This window comes from Halosolutus amylolyticus (assembly GCF_023566055.1).
Taxonomy (GTDB): Archaea; Halobacteriota; Halobacteria; order Halobacteriales; family Natrialbaceae; genus Halosolutus; species Halosolutus amylolyticus.
Genome location: NZ_JALIQP010000005.1, coordinates 225,577 through 243,050, shown reverse-complemented (window position 1 = coordinate 243,050; position 17,474 = coordinate 225,577). Strand labels below are relative to the sequence as shown.

Below are 17,474 nucleotides of genomic sequence, written 5' to 3'. Positions count from 1 at the left end.
TCCTTGTGATCTAACTGGTACGTTTTCCCGCCTGTATTGGCGAACTCTTGATCAAAAGCGATCCGAGAGAGGACTTCGAGAAAGTCCTCTCTCGTGTACTTTCCACACGACTTGATGTCAAAGTCGAGTTCTGGGTAGACAAGAGTTGATGCGGCACGACAGACCTGTTTTGCTTCGGTTGTCTTGACCATAGACAACTTCACCAGCAGTGTCGTGAATTAGGTTCGGCGTCTACTGTGAAGGGCGGGGCTTTCTCCTTGATTCTCCGTAAGAGACGATCTTCGCCCGCCAGACCCGTTTTTGCTGCGTCCTCATCACTCGCCGCCGCCCGCTTCGTTTTCACCGGGCGGCACCCCGACGCCGGGCGTCGGTCGTTCGATCGCGTCGATCACGTGCTTGCGGCGGTGGATCGCCCGGTATCCCCGGCGCAGGGCCCGATCGAGCGAGGAGCGGGAGACGCGCGCGCTGACGTTCCCGTCGCGGATCGCGTCGACGATCGACGCGGGGGTGAGCCGGTCCGCGTCGACGACGGTGTACGCCCGCCCCACCTCGAAGGGGTAGTGAGCGTCGCTGCCGCCGACCAGTGGGAGGTCCCGCTCGGCCGCGAGTTCCTCGACGAGCGGCTGCGAGCGCGGGTGTTTACCGTTGACCTCGATCGCGTCGAACGGGACCTCCTCGAGTTCCCGCACCGTGCTGTTCCGGAAGGGATGGGCGACGATCGCGGCGCAGTCCCGGTCGTGAGCGAGTGCGACGGCCTCGTCCGGGGAGAGTGCCCCCGGCTTCGTCGCCGCCGGCGGATCGGGGCCGACGACGAGGACGTGGCCGCGATCGGTCGTGATCTCGATCCCCGGGAGGGTCTCGAGCGTCGAAGAGGGGTCGAACGCCGTGTAGTAATCGTGGTTGGTCGTCGCGATCCCGTCGAGGCCGCGTCGCTCGGCCGCCGCGGCGAGGAGTCGAACGCCGAGCGGGTCGAACCGGTCACCGAGGGTGCGACGGCCGTGGAAGAATCGCGTGTGCGTGTGGAGGTCGACGGCGTACATACAGGGGCAAACGCCGGGGAGGCCCTTTTGCGTGCGGCCGGCATGAACCGCAGCATGGGATCCGACGGAGCGAGCGATCGCGTTCTCGTCCTCAATCCCGTAAGCGGGAGCGAGGACCACGTCGACGACGTGATCGAACTCGGGGTCCAGCATGGCTTCGAGATCCGAAAGACCGAGGAGAGCGGTGACGCGAAGCGCCTGGCCCGCGAGGCCGCGCCCGACGCGGACCTCGTTGCCGCGGCCGGCGGCGACGGGACCCTCAACGGGGTCGTCAACGGGATCGGGGAAGCGGACGAACTCGAAACGACGACCGCGGCCGTCGTCCCTGCCGGGACGGGCAACAACTTCGCGACGAACGTCGGCGTTCGGGGGATCGAACACGCCTTTGCCGTGATCGAGGAGGGTCGACGCCGATCGATCGACGTCGGGACCGCGGACGAGCGGCTCTTCGTCAACTCCTGTGTGGGGGGTGTCACCGCCGAAGCGAGCAGCGAGACGACCTCGGAGAGCAAAGCCGAGTTGGGCGTGCTCGCGTACGTCAAGAACACGCTGGATACGATCGGCTCGTTCGACTCGCTCCCGTTACGACTGGAGACGGCCGCGGGACCGAACGGCGAGTCGGCACGGGCCTGGGAGGGCGAGGCCCTGTTCGTCTTCGTCGGAAACTGCCGGCGGTTCAGCGGGAGCCGCGCAGCGCAGGCAAACGTCGAGGACGGCCTGTTCGAGGTCACGATCGTCGAAGACGCCGCGACGACCGACCTGCTCGGCGGCGCGGCGCTCGAGGGCCTGTTCGGCGCGGACAGCACGCACATCGTCCGGCGCCGGACGCCGTCGCTCGTCCTCGACAGTCGGCGGGACGCGGTCGAGTACAGCCTCGACGGGGAGATGCTCGAGACCCGAACGCTACACCTCGAGACGAAGCCGACGGCGCTCAGGTTCGCCGTCGGTGACGGCTATCAGCCGGATCCCGACGACGGAGAGCTGTGGCCGATCTCAGTGTCGAACGACGGCGATCGCTGACGGCCGCTCGCGGGCATCGCGACCACGCCGACACGCTCGAGGCGATCGAGCCGATACTGGTTTCAAGAGCCGCCGTAATTGTGGGCGTATGAGCACCCAGGAGGACGACCTCCCGCACGAAAACGCATCTCAGGACGTCATCGCCGTCGACGAAGACGACACCGAACTCGACCTCGTCAACCGTCTCGAGGCCCACACGGGCGACGGTATCCGCCATCGGGCGTTCACCTCGCTCGTTTTCGACGATGAGGACAACATCCTGCTCGCCCAGCGGGCTCCCGGAAAGCGCCTCTGGGGCACGTACTGGGACGGCACCGTCGCCTCCCACCCCGTCCAGGGCCAGAGCCAGGAGGAGGCCACCCGCCAGCGGCTCGAGGAGGAACTGGGGATCACGCCCGACCAGTACGACGACCTGCGCCTGACCGATCGCTTCGAGTACAAGCGCTACTTCGAGAACGCCGGCGTCGAACACGAGGTCTGTGCCGTTCTCCAGCTTACGCTGACGGACACGACGCTCGATCCCGACGAGGAGGAGGTCGCCGGCCTCATGTGGGTCCCCTACGAACGGCTCCACTCGAACCCCGAGTGGTACCGCCAGCTTCGGCTCTGCCCGTGGTTCGAGATCGCGATGCGCCGGGACGTCCGATCGGACTGAGATCCCTCGCGACCCACGAACTGCCGCCGAAGGCCCCGTTTTCGATCGAGCCTTCGAGACGACCGTCCGCGATCGGTCGATCGGACGATACCTGCGGCGACCTCCGCGATCGGCTGGCCGGACGGCTCCGAACGCGATCGGTTGCACGGCGTTCTCGCCCGGCAGACTGGCCCGAGACGCGACGCCGTCGCCGCCACCATGCCAATTGGTAACAAGGTTTATTACACCGCCCTTCGTAGCGTTGCCCGAGGGCCGACAAATCGGTCCGTGTGACGTAATGAGTTCCACACCCCAGGAAACCGAGACGCACGAAGTCACGCTCTCCAGAGAAGAGCAGTGGGTCGTCCACCACGTCCTGTCGACGCGCGTCGACGACGCGCTCGACGACGACGAGTCCCCGCCGGACTGGACGCTCGAACTGGTCGAGACGATCGAATCCGGTGCGGAGACGCTCACCGGCTATCAGGCGCGTCGCCTCCACGACGCGCTCGGCGAGTACGTCGACCAAGACGAGACACCCCAGCAGGACGTCGTCCACGGATCGGCCGTACTGACACGGCTCGAGGAGTTCCTCGAGGCCGAGCACTGATACGGTCTGTTGTGACTCGTTACCGGTGATCGCCGCCCCGGTTGGGCGATAACCGGTAAAACGTTACAACGATCCGTATAAGAGGAATCGTTTTCGACTCCGCAACGACGCGCAGCGAGTAGCCGACGCCGAATGCGCCAGGATGTGAGCAGTCAGGGCCGCGTCGTCGCCCAGACGGCGGTCAGCGCCAGCAGGAGGGCGGGAAAGAGCGGCAAGATGAGCAGCGCGAACCGGTAGCCCTCGGCACCGGGCGGGAACAGGAGGATCGCCACCGGAGCGACGACGAACGCGAAGCCGATGACGGCGACGAGCGCCCAGCCGCGCCAGTCGAACTCCCGATCGGCCGTCTCGGGATGGGGCGGATCGCCGACCCGGTCGTCGGTCGAAGCGACCTTCCCGGGCGCGTCGTCGGTCGACTCCCGGCGCGTCCCGTCCTCGTCGAACGCTCCGGGTTCGTGCACGTAGCCGCCGTCGTCGCTCGAGGTCACGGTCGAGGTTTCGGGCGCGAAAGGAAAGCCCTCACGGTTCCGGTACCGATCGCGGCCGAACCTGTTCGGCCGGGGCCTATAGTAGCAACTGAAAGCCAATGCACACCTGATCGCAGGACGGCTTTGCGATCAGTGTGTAAATCGTTTCAGTTGCTACTATCGAGTTCGCTATCGGGACGCACGACGACCTTGCCGAAGCCCTCGCGGCCCTCGATGATCTCGTGGGCCCGGGGTGTCTCGCTCATCGGCATCACCTCGCGGATCGCGGGTTCGAAGGTGCCGTCCCAGACGAGTTCCATCACGTCGTCGACCTGGCCGGGCGTCCCCATGGTCGAGCCGATGATGTGCAGCTGGTTCCAGAAGATCCGCGGGATGTCCGTCTCGGGGTTCGGTCCGGCGGTCCCGCCGCAGGTGACCAGCCGACCGTCCTTCGCGAGGCTCTTGATCGAATCGCGCCACGTGCCGGCCCCAATGTAGTCGACGACGACGTCGACGCCGCGGCCGCCGGTCTCCTCGCGCACCCAGCTCGCGAAGTTCTGCTCCTCGTAGTTGACGGCGTGGTCCGCACCGAGGTCGCGCGCGTGCTGGAGCTTTTCGTCGGTGCTTCCCGTCGCGTACACCTCCGCGCCGGCGTAGTCGGCGATCTGGACGGCGGCGTGGCCGACGCCGCCGCTCGCCCCGAGCACGAGGACCTTCTCGCCCGGTTCGATGTCCGCTCGATCGATCAGCATCCGCCAGGCGGTCTGGAAGACGAGCGACGAGGCCCCCGCGGTGACCCAGTCGACGCCCTCGGGAACCGGGATCAGGTTGTCCTCGGGGACGGCGGCGTACTCGGAGTGGACTCCGGTGACGTGTTCGCCGATCAGGTGGAAGTTGACACAGAGCGTCGGATCGCCGTGGCGACAGAACTCGCACTCGCCGCAGTTGACCCCGGCGGTGAGCGCGACCCGATCGCCCTCTTCGAACTGGGTGACCTCGGGCCCGGTTTCCGCGACGACGCCCGCCATGTCGCTACCCGGGACGTGGGGCATCTCGAGGTCGAGGGTCGGCAGCCCACGGCGGACCCAGACGTCGAGGTGGTTCAGCGCACCCGCCTTCACGTCCACCAGGACCTCGTCCCGGCCGACATCGGGATCGGGATAGTCGCCGTACTCGATGACGTCCGTGTCGCCGTGTTCGGTTATCTTGACCGCTTGCATACACGCGGACTGACGGAAACCGGAGGCATAACAGTTGGGCTGCTCTCCCGGTCGGCGTGCCATGCGTTTTATTCGTTCCCGGTGGAACGTCGAGGTATGAGCGAGCACAACGCGGGCGCCACCGACGCCGACGAGCGCACGTTCTGCGTCGGCGTCGTCACGATCGCCGCCGATCGCGACCTCGCGTCGGACGAGGTCGGCGAAGCCGTCGTCACGGGGCTGGAAGCCGAGGGCCACGAGATCGCCATGCGCGAACACGTCGGCACCGACTACGACAAGGTCCAGTCGATCGTCGAGCGGATGATCGAACGGGACGACGTCGACCTCGTGGTCACCGCCGGTGCGACGAGTATCGAACCCGACGACGTCACGCTCGAAGCCGTCGAACCCCTGCTCGAACAGGAACTCACCGCCTTCGACGAACTGTTCACGCAGCTCGGGTACGAACTGGTCGGCTCGCGCATCGTCTCGGCGCGCACCCTCGCCGGCGTCTCCGGGGAGGTCCTCGTCTTCTGTCTCCCCGGCGATCCGGACGCGGCCGCGCTCGCGATCGAGGAGATCATCCTCCCGGAGGCGGGCGCGCTCGTCGACCTCGCCAGATCGGACCGCACCGCAGACGCGTCCGACGAGGTCGATCCCGACGTGGACGGTGACGAGTGATGGCCGGCGACGACGACCGCGCCGACGGCGATCGGACTGACGACCGCGGTGACGACGATCACGCGGCCGGGGCCGTCGAGAAGGAGCCGATCCGACAGCGCATCTGGGACGAACTGGAAGAGCGCGGCGTCGCCCGGTTCCCCTTCCCACCGCACGGCCGCATTCCGAACTTCGCGGGTGCGGACCGGGCCGCCGATCGGCTGGCAGACCAGCCAGAGTGGGAGGCGGCCGAGACGATCAAGGCGAACCCCGATGCCCCGCAACTCCCCGTCCGCCGGCGGGCCCTGCGGGACGGCAAGACGGTCTACATGGCCGTCCCCAGACTCGCGGACGAGCGGTGTTTCCTGAAACTCGATCCCGACGCGCTCGACGACTACGACGCGGCGACGACGGTCTCGGGATCGTCGACGCACGGCGAACAGGTCGGCCCCGAGGCCGTCGAACCGATCGATCTCGTCGTCTCCGGAAGCGTCGCAGTGACGACGGACGGCGGCCGGATCGGCAAAGGCGAGGGCTACAGCGACCTCGAGTACGCCGTTCTCCGGGATCTCGGGCTGGTCGACGACGGGACACCGGTCGCGACGACGGTCCACGAGCGACAGGTGATCGACGACCCGGTCGCGATCGGTGACCACGACGTCGCGATGACGCTGGTCGTCACGACCGAGCGGACGCTTCGGCCACCCGTCGAGCGCCAGCCGACGGGCGTCGACTGGACGTTGCTCGACGGGGAGCGACGCGAGGAGATTCCGGTGTTACAGCGGCTTCACGATCGATCGGACGGATAGCCGCCTCTGTCGAGTACGAAAACGCGTCCGGGGCGCGGGGACGCCCCGGGTGCCAGAACCGCGCGACGTCGCAGGCCGGTGCAAACGCCTGCGAGGTCGAACGGGAAACGGTGTGGCAATGGTGGGGGAAGGGTGCTGTGGTGGGGTTGCTGGAAGTCACGGGGCAAGGCTGTGGGTGCCTTCGGTGGGGTCTGCCCGTCGACCTCCACGCGAGTCTTGTGGCGGGACCCACTTGAACGGGGGAGACGGTATCGGAGTCTTATGTCGAATTCTCCCGAATTCAATTCGAATTCAACCGATCGAAAACCGGTCCGAGAAAGTTTATACCGGAGATGTGAGTGTTTATAATTGTTTTAAATTAACTTTATGTCGAGCTGACAGCTGGACGGCGGCCGACCGATCCGGATCAGGCCGTCAGCCAGTCAGTTCTTCGGCGACGACGGTGGCGTCCATCAACTGCGGGTCGATCGCGAGATCGAGTTGCCCCTTGACGAACTCGGGGATCGTCTCCCGCGCGTACGTGACCGTTCGCAGGTCGTCGTTCAGGTCGTGTGCGATCGGGATGGTCGTCGCCTGCCCGACGTCGGTCAGGACGTACAGGGCGACATCGCAGATCCCCGCCTCCTCGAGTGCGGGCCGCGAGACGACGCCGGTGACGCGGGTCACCTCGACGCCTTCGGTCTCGAGTGCGTCCGCGATGCCGTCCTCGTCCGGACCGGCGACGATCGCGTCCATGCTCATTCGTACTCGATCGTCGCGGGCGGTTTGTGGGTTACGTCGTAGACGACGCGGGCGACGTTCTCGTTCTGGCCGGTGATCCGCGACTGGATCCGCTGGAGCGTCTGCCAGTCGATCTCCTGGGCGCGGGCGGTCATCCCGTCCCGGGAGTCGACCGAGCGGACGGAGACGACCCAGCCGTGGACGCGGTTGTCACCCTTGACGCCCGTCGCCTTGCCGATCACGGCCGCGAGGGCCTGCCAGGGCTCGTACTCCTCGAGTTCCTCCTCGACGACGTGGCAGGCGTGGCGAGCGACCTCGAGTTTCTCCTCGGTGACCTCGCCGATCACGCGCACCGCGAGCCCCGGGCCGGGGAACGGCATCCGCTCGGCGACGATTTCGTCCAGTCCGAGGTGGCGTGCGACCTCTCGAACCTCGTCCTTGTAGAGGTCGCGGACGGGTTCGACGATGCCCTCGAAGTCGACGACGTCGGGGAGTCCGCCCACGTTGTGGTGGGACTTGATCCCGCCCTCGCTCTCGATCCGATCGGGGTAGATCGTCCCCTGGACGAGGTAGTCGGCGCCCGCGTCCGTGGCCTCGCGCTCGAACTCGCGGATGAACTGCTCGCCGATGACCTCGCGTTTCTCCTCGGGGTCGGTCACGCCCGCGAGTGCGTCGAGGAACCGATCTTTCGCGTCGACGATCCGCAGCGACTCCATGTAGTCGAACGTCTCGCGGATCTGTACGGTCTCGCCTTTCCGCATCAGGCCGGTGTCGACGTAGACCGGGGTGAGTCGATCGCCGATCGCCTCGTAGGCGAGCGCCGCGGCGACCGAGGAGTCGACCCCGCCCGAAAGGGCGATGACGGCGCTCGCGTCGCCGATTTCGTCTTCGATCTCTGCAACTGCGTCCGGGACGAACGTGTCCGTGTCTACCATCAGTGGGTTACCTCCGTTTCCGCATCGGTGTCGGCGTCGGCTGCCGATTCGTCGGTCTGCTCGAGAACGGCCTCGACGAGCCCGAGAAACGGCGGGCTCGGCTGGCCCGGCCGGGACGTGTACTCGGGGTGGAACTGCGTCCCGAGGAAGTACGGGTGGGTTTCGAGTTCGAGGATCTCCATCCGGTTGCCGGCGGTACCGGAGAAGACGAGCGGTACCTCCTTGAACTGATCGAAGTACTCGGGGTTGACCTCGTAGCGGTGGCGGTGGCGCTCCGAGCAGGACGTGTCGCCGTAGAGGTCGTACGCGAGCGTCTCCGGCTCGATCACGGTCGTGTGCTCGCCCAGCCGCATCGTGCCGCCCATGTCCTCGACCTCGTACTGTTCCGGCAGGATATCGATGACCGGGTGGGGCGTCTCCTCGTCCATCTCCGCCGAGTGGGCGTCTTCGAGTCCCAGTACGTTCCGGGCGTACTCGACGACGGCCATCTGGAAGCCGAGACAGAGTCCGAGGAAGGGCACGTCGTTCTCGCGGGCGTAGCGGACAGCCTCGATCTTGCCCTCCGAGCCGCGCATCCCGAAGCCGCCGGGGACGATGACGCCGTCGACGTCGTCGAGCTGGCCGTCGTGGCCCTCGGCCATCTCGCCGGCGGAGACCCAGTGGGTGTTCACGTCGACCCCGCACTCGAAGCCGGCGTGTTTCAGCGACTCGTGGATCGACATGTAGGCGTCCTCCAGGTCGTACTTGCCGACCAGCGCGACGTCGACCGACCCGTTCTTTTCGGTCGTGACGATTTCGCGCCAGTCGTTCGTCCGCTCGCCACCGGGGAGTGCCTCGTCTGCGAGTCCGAACCGTTCGAGGACGTACTGGTCGAGTCCCTCGTCCTCGACCATCAGCGGGACGTGATAGACGTCCTCGACGTCAGGGTTCGAGAAGACCGCTTCGGTAGGAATGTCACAGAACAGTGCGATCTTCTCCTTCGTCTCTGGATCGAGTCGGTCCTCGCAGCGGCCGACTATCACGTCGGGCTGGAGGCCGATCGATCGGACCTCCTTGACGCTGTGCTGGGTGGGTTTGGTCTTCTGTTCGCCGTTCTTCGAGTAGGGAACGAGCGTGACGTGGACGAACAGGACGTTCTCCTCGGGTTCCTCGTGGGCGAACTGGCGCAGGGCCTCGAGGTAGGGCATCCCCTCGATGTCGCCCACGGTGCCGCCGACCTCGACGATACAGACGTCGGTCCCCTCGGCGGCCTCGCGGATGCGGCGCTTGATGTCGTCGGTGATGTGCGGGATGATCTGGACCGTCTTCCCCAGGTAGTCGCCGGCACGTTCCTTCTCGATGACGTGCTGGTAGGTCTTCCCGGTGGTGATATTGTGATCCGAGGTCATGTCGACGTCGAGGAACCGCTCGTAGTTCCCCAGGTCGAGGTCGACCTCGCCCCCGTCCTCAAGGACGTAGACTTCCCCGTGCTGGTAGGGGTTCATCGTCCCCGCATCTACGTTCAGGTACGGGTCGATCTTGACGGCGGTGACGTCGAACCCGGCGTTCTTGAGCAGACGGCCGGTGCTCGCGGCCGTGATCCCCTTCCCGAGTCCGGACATCACGCCGCCGGTGACGAAGATGAACTTGTTCCCCAGTGAGGGGTCATAATGAGTGTCCGATTCCGTCGGCATACCGACTGTCCGAGTGACGAGTTGAAAACGATTTCGGGACCGGATCGCCACCGGGAAACGCTGTCATTCTCGCCTGTGACAGGTTCGAGCCGACGTGCGGCGTCGCCGTTCCGGCGATCGATTCGCCCGCCGGCTACCCGGGATTCTCGTCCTGCACCTCGACGATCGCGGCCCGATCGAACTCCTCGATACCGCCCTCCATCCGGATCTGGATCGTCCGTCCGGGAAGATCCGAGTCTCCCTCCGCGATCGACTCCTTCGGAACGGAGACGGCGGTGACCCCGTCGATCGTGACGGAGCGGCGCTGGACCGGGTCGCCCTCGTACTCGACGGTCTCCCACGTCTCGACGTCGAACTCGTCGAAGTCTTTGTCGAAGTACTCCTCGGACTCCGGGTTCACTGTGTCTTCGGTCTGGGACTCGCCGGTCGTCCGGTTGTCGTCGAACTGGACCTCCTCGTGTTTGTACTGCCGGAACTGTACGAGCATGGGCGGGGCTACCACGAGCAGGCGGTTAATTCTGGACGGGGCAGGTGCGTGCTCGTCCGACTCTATCGGCCGCACGACCCGAACGAACGGCTGTGCAGTCCCGGCCGATCGAGTAACAATCGAGTAACAGGACCGGGGTTATTTTATACGCCAGCATCGAAGTCGAGAACAGCGTGGCAACTCACGACCGATCCGCTTCCGTCGCGGTCGGCGAACCAGACGTCGGCTTCCAGGCCGGCTTCGGGTTCTACCTCGGCCTCGTCGTCACCGGGATCGTGGCGATCGCTGGCCTGGTCGCCGGTGCGACGACCGCGACGCTTCTGGGCGTCCTCCCGAGTACGGTCACCGCCGTGGCGATCGTCGGCCACATCGTCGCCAGCCGGGCCCACGGCCTCCCCGAACGGATCGGGGGGAGCCGCTGGCGTCGCCTCGCCTGTTACGTCCCGCCGGCGGCGTTCGCCGGGACGTTGCTCGGCTACGGTTTCGCACCGTCCGTCGTCACCGAGCGCTTCGCCGTCGTCGCGATCGTGCTGGTCCTCCTGACCGGCGTCGCCGCCTACGGCGTCGATCGGATGGCCCGGAACCGGTACGTCACCGCGGTCGCCGCCGACGAACCGGCGGCGACCTGGTCGTACCACCGGGTCGGGTTCGGGTCCGGCGAATCCGTCGTTACCGCGTTCACGACACTGCTGATCCTCGCCGGCGTTCTCGGCGCGTGGTACGGGAACGCGCGAGGACTCGTCTGGTCGATGTACGGCCTCGTCATGCTCCTCTCGATCCGGTTCAACTGGGGCGGAACGTGGAACAGTTTCGATCCGAGCGATCGGTGGAACCCGCCGGAGATCCGCGCCCACGAGGCCGGACTCGTGATCGATCGGGCCCACGCGAAGAAATTCGTCCCGTGGGCGGACGTCGAGGATGTTCGGCTGACCGACGCGGAACTCGTCCTCGAGCGTCGCTGGCTGAATCTCCGCTGCGATCGATCGGCGATCGACGATCCCGACTCGGTCCGGGAGGCGATCGACCGGGTTCGGAGCCGTGCGGAGACCCACGGCTCGCGGGCCGTCGAGACGGCCGACTGATACGGATTGCTGTAACTATGTACCGCCGATCACCAGAACGGGTCGGCGATCGGCGGTACTTGACTACAGCAGTCCGTATGAAAGAAGCATCGTCCCGGGCGATTCGACGCGCGGCGATGAGAAACGCTACTGCGACGGTGCGATCGACGACCGATCGGTCACTTGCCCCAGAACGGGTCGCGACTCCGCTGTTTGTCGAGGTACATGTTCAGCGCCTCGAGTTCGTCGCCGGGGATCTCGCTCGCGAGTTCCTGTTCGAGGATCTTCGCGTGTTTCTCGGGGATCTCGGTCCAGAGTTCGTCGTCCTCCTCGATCTGGCGGCCGACGGTGGGGCCGTCGATCGCGACCGAGACGCGGTTGCCGGCGCGGGCCTCGTCGACGTCCTCGCCCTGTTCCTGGATGCCCTTGATCTGGCCGACGCGTTCGGGTTCGTTGCCCTCGAATTTCACGACGTTCGTGTTGTTCTGGACGGTCCCCGAGTTCACCTCGACGCCGACGACCGCGGGGTCGTTCTGGCGGAAGGTGTGATCCGGCAGGATCCGGAACCGGGCGGGCCGGACGATGTTCTCGAGGATGGTGTCCTGCTGGGCGCGTTCGATCTCCTCGACGTACTCCTCGTACTCCTCGATCAACTGGTAGATGACCTCGTCCGTGAAGATCGTCACGTCGTCGACCCCGGCGCGCCGATCGGCGTCGGACAGCACGTCGACGTTGAACCCGAGAATGACCTGCTGTTTCGGATCCTCCGCCGTCGAGGCCACGGAGACGTCACGGGGTGCGACGTCGCCCACTTCGGCGCGGACGATCGGGACCTCCGCGTCCTCCAGGGCGTCGGCCATCGCCTCCAGACTGCCGAGCGTGTCGGCCTTGACGACGACGCCCTGCTCTTCGGTGTCGACCGCGATGTCCGCGAGTTCGGCCTCGACCTCGTCGATGACGTCGTCGAGGTCGCGATCGCGGACGACGCGGACGGGTGCGCCGGCCATCGCGTCGCCGAGTTCCGGCGCGGCGACCTTGATCCCGGCGGCCGCCGAGACCTCGTCGACTTTCTCGAACCGACTCTCGGTCCGGATCTCCGCGAGCGGCCGGGGCTGGAGCAGGGCCCGGACCTCGGTGACGATCGGATCGTTCTGGCCGCCGACGACGATCGTGTCGTCGGCCCGGATCGTCCCGTCGTAGAGGACGATGTCGATCGTCTTCCCGAAGCCCTTCTCCTCTTTGACCTCGAGGACGGTGCCGACGCCGGGGCCGGCGACGTCGATCTCCATCTCCTCTTTCATGTAGCGCTGGGAGAGCCCCATCATCACGGCCAGCAGGTCGGGGACGCCCTCGCCGGTCATCGCCGAGACGGGAACGACGCCGACGTTGCGCTGGAAGTTCTGGACGCGCCAGTACAGGTCGGCCGAGAATCCCTCGTCGGAAAGGTTGCCGATGATCTCGTAGAGTTTCTCGTCGAGTCGCGACGTGACCCGATCGGACTGGGACTCGTACGTGTCGTTGATCGGGGAGTTCTCGTTTTCGTTCCACCCCGGAACGGTGTCGATCTTGTTCGCCGCGACGATAAACGGCGTCTCCGACCGTCGGAGGATGTCGAGCGCCTCGAGCGTCTGGGGCTGGAACCCGTCGTTGACGTCGACGACGAGGATCGCGATGTCCGCGAGCGCGCCCCCGCGGGAGCGAAGCGTCGTAAAGGAGTGGTGTCCCGGCGTGTCGATGAACAGCAGTCCCGGGAGGTCGAAGTCGTCGGGATCGACGAGTTCGCCCGCGATCGAGGAGACGACGTCCAGCGGGACCGCCGTCGCGCCGATGTGCTGGGTAATCGCACCTGCTTCGCCCTCGATCACCGCGGAACCGCGGATCTTGTCGAGGAGACTCGTCTTGCCGTGATCGACGTGTCCGAGGACAGCGACGATCGGGGTTCGCAGAGATGTGGGGTCGTGTGTATCCGAATCAGACATGGTGACCACCCGAGAAGGTCTTGTCTAACGCGTCGGCGGAGCGGTAGTTAAACCCATCGTCATCCGTGCTGTCCGGCGGGTGCTCGCGGCCGATCGGTGCTGGCTGGCCGTCCGACGGGATCCCGATCCGGGAATCACCGACGATCGGACGGAACCCGGAGACGAACGGTGAGAGCGACCGGCACGAGTCGTCGATAGCGTCGGGAACGTGACAGCGCCTCGCAGCGACCCCATGGTTTTTAATACCGATTAGTAAATACGGGTATGCATGAGCGATATACTCGCTGAAAACCTCTCGGGGAAGTCCGTCATGGGATCGGACGGAACTGAACTGGGAATGCTCTACAACATCACGATGGACCTCAAATCGGGGAAACTCCACGACCTCGTCATCGAACCGGACGACGAACTGTCCCCCCGGAACGTCGACTTCGACCTCGACGACACCGGCCGCTTCCTAGTCCCCGTCGGCCGCGTCCAGGCGGTGAAAGACTACATTGTCGTCCAGCGCTAACGGTATGTACGTTCTCGACTCCTCGGCTTTTATTCACGACTTTCACACGACAGAACAGACTGCAACTATCCCGCTCGTCCGCGAGGAACTCGAAGACGAGAGCGCCTATCGCTACGACGCGATGGAAGGTTCGGGGATGCACATCCACATCCCGAACGAGGACACCACGGAGAAGGTCCAGCGCGCGGCGAGGGAATCCGGCGATTTCGGGGTCCTCTCGGAAACTGACGTTCGACTCGTCGCGGCCAGTTTCGAACTCGACGGGACGCTCGTCACCGACGACTACGCGATGCAAAACGTCGCCGAGAAACTGAACGTCGACGTCCAGGTGATCGCCCGCGAGGGAATCGACGAACAGCGCCAGTGGCGCTACCAGTGCCAGGGCTGTGGACGGGAGTTCGACGAGGAGAAGGATCGGTGCCCGATCTGTGGCTCACAGCTCGCCCGGAAGAATCCGTCGTAGGAACTATAGTAGCCACTGAAACGAGTTACACACTGATCGCAACGCCGGCCTGAGATCGGGTGTGCATTGACTTTCAGTGGCTACTATAGACTCTCGTTCTGACACCATCGTCAGCAACCACGGCACGGGGAGCCGGTCGCGGGTAACCGACAGTCCCAGGAGATCGTGAGTCCCCGGTGAACGACGGGCGGAAACGATGGGCAAGCAGAAGCGATACTCATACGGTTTACTGTAAGTCAGTTCCGGCGCAACCGCGATCCGGGCGGCGGTTGCGCCGGTAAATCGGTACAGCAATCCGTATCAGGCGTAGGTGAAGTACAGGTTCGCGAATAGGATCGCGTTGTACACGCCGTGGACGAGCGCCGGCACGAGGAGATTTTCGGTGCGTTCGTAGATCGTCCCCAGGACGATCGAGAGCCCGAAGATCACGGTCAGGCTGGCGATGATCTGTCCCGGGCCGGCGGTGCCGTAGGCCAGCACGTGGACGAACGCGAAGATCACGCTGGCGACGACGACCGCTCCGACGCGCGAGAAGCTCTCGTACAGCGATTTCTGGATAACGTTCCGGTAGAGCAGTTCCTCGAAGGGCCCGATGATCAGGATCGCGGCGGGGACCAGCACCAGCATGATCTCGGGGTTCTCCTGGGCCTGCTGGGCCGTCGAGTGGTCGGCGCTCTCGACTCCCGTCGACTGGAACAGGAGCGAGATCGAAAACAGCACACCGAACAGAACGAGGACTCCACCGATCGTCCAGGCGGCATCACGCTTCGTCGGCAGTTTCAGGTCGATGTACGACCGATCGAACTGGCGGACCGCGAGGTAGCCGACCGCGACGGCGGCCGTTCCGAACGCCATGCCGAACTGGCTGAGTACGACGGCCTGAAGCTGTGAGAGGGGTGGTTCGACGACGGCGAAGACGGGGAGCGCGAGCAGGATCGTCGCGACCTGCGCCGCGATCAGCCCCGAGAGACCGACGACGAGCAACAGCGTGACCTGGAGCCCGCGGGCCTTGAGCCCCCGGCCGCCGATCCCGAAGTAGTCGGCGACGCCGATCCCCGTGGCGACCCCCGCCGTGAGGAAGGCCGTGAACAACAGCGAGATCGACCACCCGATCGCCGGGAGCGTCACCGGAACGGACACGCCCTGGTTCAGCGCGTAGCCCGAGAGCAAGACGACGGCGAAACTCGACGCGGCCGCGATCGAGCCGGCGAGCTGGCGATCGATCCGACCGTGTCGACTGCCGAGAAAGGCGAGGACCGCCGCCAGCGCGAAGGCGGCACCGGTCCAGACGATGGGATCGTCGACGCCGCGGCGAACGGGGACGGCCATCGCGGCGACCGTCACGGCGGCGAGAACGGTCCCGACGGCGGGTGCGGCCCCGGAAGCGTACGGGCCGGCGTCGTCGGCCCGTGCGGTTTCGTTCATAGTACACCGTTCGTGCGTATCCACATATGGCCTCCGCAACGCTACCGGAGTCACTTCCGATCGCCGCCGCGAGGCTACCGGGTTCGGTTCCGAGTGAGAGACCACGGGCTTCGGTCCGGTGGCCGCTCACTCGATCAGCGGGAGCACGACGCCGAACCCGAAGACGGCGACGAAGCCGGTTGCGATGCCGAGCACCATCATGTCGACGGCGAGGGTGAGTTCCCACTCGGGGAGCGAGCCGAACAGCTGCGTGCCAAGTCCCGCGATCGCGGCCCCGAGCACGAACATCGCGACGCCGAGGCCGAGTCCGCGCTTCGTCCAGCGCGCGTAGTCGAGTCCAGTGTTGTAACCCATAGCGAACCCATCACCGGATCGAACTATGGATTTTTTGGGATCGGTGTTCGACCGCCGATCCGCTCGCCCGATCGTCACCGGTCACTGCTCGACCCGGAGTTCCGTCTTCTCGGCGACCGCGTCGGCTTCCGCGAACTCGCCCCCGCCGAGCAGCCCTCGCGTGGCCTTCTTCGCCCACTCGACGGCCGGCTGTTCGAACGTGTTCACGCCGTAGAGTTCGCCCGCGAGCACGCACGCGGCTTCCATCCCGTACAGCAGGCCGCCGAGTTCGTACTCGTCGACCCGATCGATCTCGACGCGGACGTTCGGCCGGCCGGCGGCGGCGAGGCTCGCCTCGGTCGCCTCGAACTCCGCCGCGAGGAGGTCGCCGAGCGAGGCGTCGCCGAGGTAGGCGAGGTCGTCGACCTCGGTTTCGGGGATCGATCGGTCCGCGGTTTCGGTGGGTCTGACGAACGTGACGACCTTGTCTCGCGGGCCCGCGCGGTAGAGCTGGAGTTGCGAGTGCTGGTCCGTCACGCCGAGTGCGCGAAGCGGCGTCTGGCCGAGGTCGTCCTTCCCGAGGCTCTCGGCCCACAGCTGGGCGAACCACTCCGAGTAGGTCTCGAGCGACTCGGCGTAGGGCACCATCGCGTTCATCCCGGCCCCGCGAGCGTCGAGCGCGTAGGTCGTCGCGCCGTAGGCGTAGGCGGGACACTCGTAGAGCGACCCGGTGAGCGTCTCGGCCTCGGCGGCGGCCCCCTCGAGCAGGGCATCGAGATCGTGGTCGCAGACCGCCGCGGCGACCATCCCGACCGCCGAGAGTGCCGAAAACCGGCCGGGAACGCCGTCCGGAACCTTCAGCGACGGCAGGTCGTGCCGATCGGCGAGGTCGCGAAGCGGCCCCGACTCGCCGGTCGTCACGATCGTTCGCTCGGTCCAGTCGACGCCGGCCGACTCGAACGCCTCGCGGGCGACGAGGAAGTTCGCGAGCGTCTCCGCCGTCGTTCCCGATCGAGAGACCACGTTGATCGCCGTGTCCTCGAGCGGGAGTCGATCGAGGTGCGCGGTGACCCACTCGGGGTCGACGTTGTCGAGGAAGACGGTCTCGGTGTCGGAACTGAGCGCGTCGACGATCGTCGCCGCCCCGAGCGAACTCCCGCCGATGCCGATCGTGACCAGCGCGCCGGCGTCGGTGAGGGGGTCGACGGTCGCGCGGATCGCGTCCGGGTCGGTCCGCTCCGGGAGGTTGAGCGCCTCGTAGCCGTGATCCGCGTTCGCCATCCCCTGCTCGATCCGTTCGTGTGCGTCCGCGACCTGCTCGTCCAGCCGATCGAGGGCCTCCCGGGAGACGCCCGGTGAGGCGACCGACGCGAGCGCGTTTCCGATGTCGACGTCCATACCTGTGCGGGCGACGGCCGGGTGTAAAGGCGTTCCGTCACGCGATC

Annotated in this window: 19 protein-coding genes and 1 pseudogene; 8 read left to right on the top strand and 12 right to left on the bottom strand. The window is 66.1% G+C overall.

Translation table 11 applies throughout. The features are described 5' to 3' along the window. Together MUN73_RS19275 and MUN73_RS19270 are read right to left on the bottom strand one after the other, a co-directional pair. Positions 1-191 (bottom strand): annotated as a pseudogene (locus MUN73_RS19275) (transposase); the annotation flags it as partial. A gap of 123 nt (positions 192-314) precedes the next feature. Then, entirely contained in the window at positions 315-1,040 is a 726-nt protein-coding gene (locus tag MUN73_RS19270) for a PHP domain-containing protein (RefSeq protein ID WP_250142140.1), read from the bottom strand. A 54-nt stretch (positions 1,041-1,094) separates the two neighbouring features. Here MUN73_RS19270 and MUN73_RS19265 point away from each other — a divergent pair, with 54 nt between their 5' ends. The 3 genes from MUN73_RS19265 (at position 1,095) to MUN73_RS19255 (ending at position 3,304) form a co-directional block, all read left to right on the top strand. Beyond that, positions 1,095-2,060: a diacylglycerol/lipid kinase family protein gene (locus tag MUN73_RS19265; RefSeq protein WP_250142139.1), complete on the top strand. Its 966-nt coding sequence runs from the start codon at positions 1,095-1,097 to the stop codon at positions 2,058-2,060. Between the two features lie 88 nt (positions 2,061-2,148). After that, positions 2,149-2,715: an NUDIX hydrolase gene (locus tag MUN73_RS19260; protein WP_250142138.1), complete on the top strand. Its 567-nt coding sequence runs from the start codon at positions 2,149-2,151 to the stop codon at positions 2,713-2,715. Between the two features lie 277 nt (positions 2,716-2,992). Then, on the top strand, positions 2,993-3,304 hold the full coding sequence (locus tag MUN73_RS19255) for a DUF7853 family protein (protein WP_250142137.1): 312 nt from the start codon (positions 2,993-2,995) through the stop codon (positions 3,302-3,304). A gap of 152 nt (positions 3,305-3,456) precedes the next feature. Here the strand turns inward: MUN73_RS19255 and MUN73_RS19250 are convergent, their stop codons facing one another. After that, positions 3,457-3,792: a DUF7977 family protein gene (locus tag MUN73_RS19250; RefSeq protein ID WP_250142136.1), complete on the bottom strand. Its 336-nt coding sequence runs from the start codon at positions 3,790-3,792 to the stop codon at positions 3,457-3,459. A 146-nt stretch (positions 3,793-3,938) separates the two neighbouring features. Further along, positions 3,939-4,991: a zinc-binding dehydrogenase gene (locus MUN73_RS19245; protein WP_250142135.1), complete on the bottom strand. Its 1,053-nt coding sequence runs from the start codon at positions 4,989-4,991 to the stop codon at positions 3,939-3,941. A gap of 96 nt (positions 4,992-5,087) precedes the next feature. On the opposite strand from MUN73_RS19245, the gene MUN73_RS19240 reads away from it, so the two are divergent. Next, positions 5,088-5,651, top strand: a complete 564-nt coding sequence (locus MUN73_RS19240) for a MogA/MoaB family molybdenum cofactor biosynthesis protein (RefSeq protein ID WP_250142134.1) — start codon at positions 5,088-5,090, stop codon at positions 5,649-5,651. After that, complete coding sequence (locus MUN73_RS19235) at positions 5,651-6,439, top strand: 5-formyltetrahydrofolate cyclo-ligase (protein WP_250142133.1); 789 nt, start codon at positions 5,651-5,653, stop codon at positions 6,437-6,439. Before MUN73_RS19240 ends, MUN73_RS19235 begins: the two co-directional genes overlap by 1 nt. A 414-nt stretch (positions 6,440-6,853) precedes the next feature. Here the strand turns inward: MUN73_RS19235 and MUN73_RS19230 are convergent, their stop codons facing one another. The 4 genes from MUN73_RS19230 to MUN73_RS19215 form a co-directional block, all read right to left on the bottom strand. Next, a complete protein-coding gene (locus MUN73_RS19230; RefSeq protein WP_250142132.1) occupies positions 6,854-7,180 on the bottom strand; it encodes a DUF7126 family protein in 327 nt (108 codons plus the stop codon). Next, the gene (gene guaA / locus MUN73_RS19225) at positions 7,177-8,094 is read right to left on the bottom strand and encodes a glutamine-hydrolyzing GMP synthase (protein ID WP_250142131.1); all 918 of its coding nucleotides are present in this window, start codon (positions 8,092-8,094) and stop codon (positions 7,177-7,179) included. The genes MUN73_RS19230 and guaA overlap by 4 nt, the downstream gene beginning before the upstream one ends. Next, positions 8,094-9,767, bottom strand: a complete 1,674-nt coding sequence (pyrG, locus tag MUN73_RS19220) for a glutamine hydrolyzing CTP synthase (protein ID WP_250142130.1) — start codon at positions 9,765-9,767, stop codon at positions 8,094-8,096. Before pyrG ends, guaA begins: the two co-directional genes overlap by 1 nt. 133 nt (positions 9,768-9,900) lie before the next feature. After that, positions 9,901-10,254 carry a hypothetical protein gene (locus tag MUN73_RS19215; RefSeq protein ID WP_250142129.1) on the bottom strand — a complete coding sequence of 118 codons (354 nt, stop codon included), beginning with the start codon at positions 10,252-10,254 and terminating at the stop codon, positions 9,901-9,903. A 173-nt stretch (positions 10,255-10,427) separates the two neighbouring features. Here MUN73_RS19215 and MUN73_RS19210 point away from each other — a divergent pair, with 173 nt between their 5' ends. Continuing rightward, the gene (locus MUN73_RS19210) at positions 10,428-11,336 is read left to right on the top strand and encodes a PH domain-containing protein (RefSeq protein ID WP_250142128.1); all 909 of its coding nucleotides are present in this window, start codon (positions 10,428-10,430) and stop codon (positions 11,334-11,336) included. A 158-nt stretch (positions 11,337-11,494) separates the two neighbouring features. Here MUN73_RS19210 and infB read toward each other — a convergent pair whose 3' ends face one another. Next, positions 11,495-13,294 (bottom strand): translation initiation factor IF-2, encoded by a 1,800-nt coding sequence (gene infB, locus MUN73_RS19205; protein ID WP_250142127.1) that lies wholly within the window; start codon positions 13,292-13,294, stop codon positions 11,495-11,497. 268 nt (positions 13,295-13,562) lie between these two features. Here infB and MUN73_RS19200 point away from each other — a divergent pair, with 268 nt between their 5' ends. Continuing rightward, positions 13,563-13,808 carry a PRC-barrel domain-containing protein gene (locus MUN73_RS19200; protein WP_250142126.1) on the top strand — a complete coding sequence of 82 codons (246 nt, stop codon included), beginning with the start codon at positions 13,563-13,565 and terminating at the stop codon, positions 13,806-13,808. Positions 13,809-13,812: 4 nt separating this feature from the next. Next, positions 13,813-14,271 (top strand): NOB1 family endonuclease, encoded by a 459-nt coding sequence (locus MUN73_RS19195; RefSeq protein WP_250142125.1) that lies wholly within the window; start codon positions 13,813-13,815, stop codon positions 14,269-14,271. A 300-nt stretch (positions 14,272-14,571) separates the two neighbouring features. On the opposite strand, the gene MUN73_RS19190 is transcribed toward MUN73_RS19195, so the two are convergent. From MUN73_RS19190 to MUN73_RS19180, 3 genes are all read right to left on the bottom strand, one after another. Further along, a complete protein-coding gene (locus tag MUN73_RS19190; RefSeq protein ID WP_250142124.1) occupies positions 14,572-15,696 on the bottom strand; it encodes a CPBP family intramembrane glutamic endopeptidase in 1,125 nt (374 codons plus the stop codon). Positions 15,697-15,822: 126 nt separating this feature from the next. Further along, on the bottom strand, positions 15,823-16,050 hold the full coding sequence (locus MUN73_RS19185) for a DUF7860 family protein (RefSeq protein ID WP_250142123.1): 228 nt from the start codon (positions 16,048-16,050) through the stop codon (positions 15,823-15,825). 81 nt (positions 16,051-16,131) lie between these two features. Continuing rightward, the gene (locus MUN73_RS19180) at positions 16,132-17,427 is read right to left on the bottom strand and encodes a glucose-6-phosphate isomerase (RefSeq protein ID WP_250142122.1); all 1,296 of its coding nucleotides are present in this window, start codon (positions 17,425-17,427) and stop codon (positions 16,132-16,134) included. Positions 17,428-17,474: the final 47 nt, after the last annotated feature.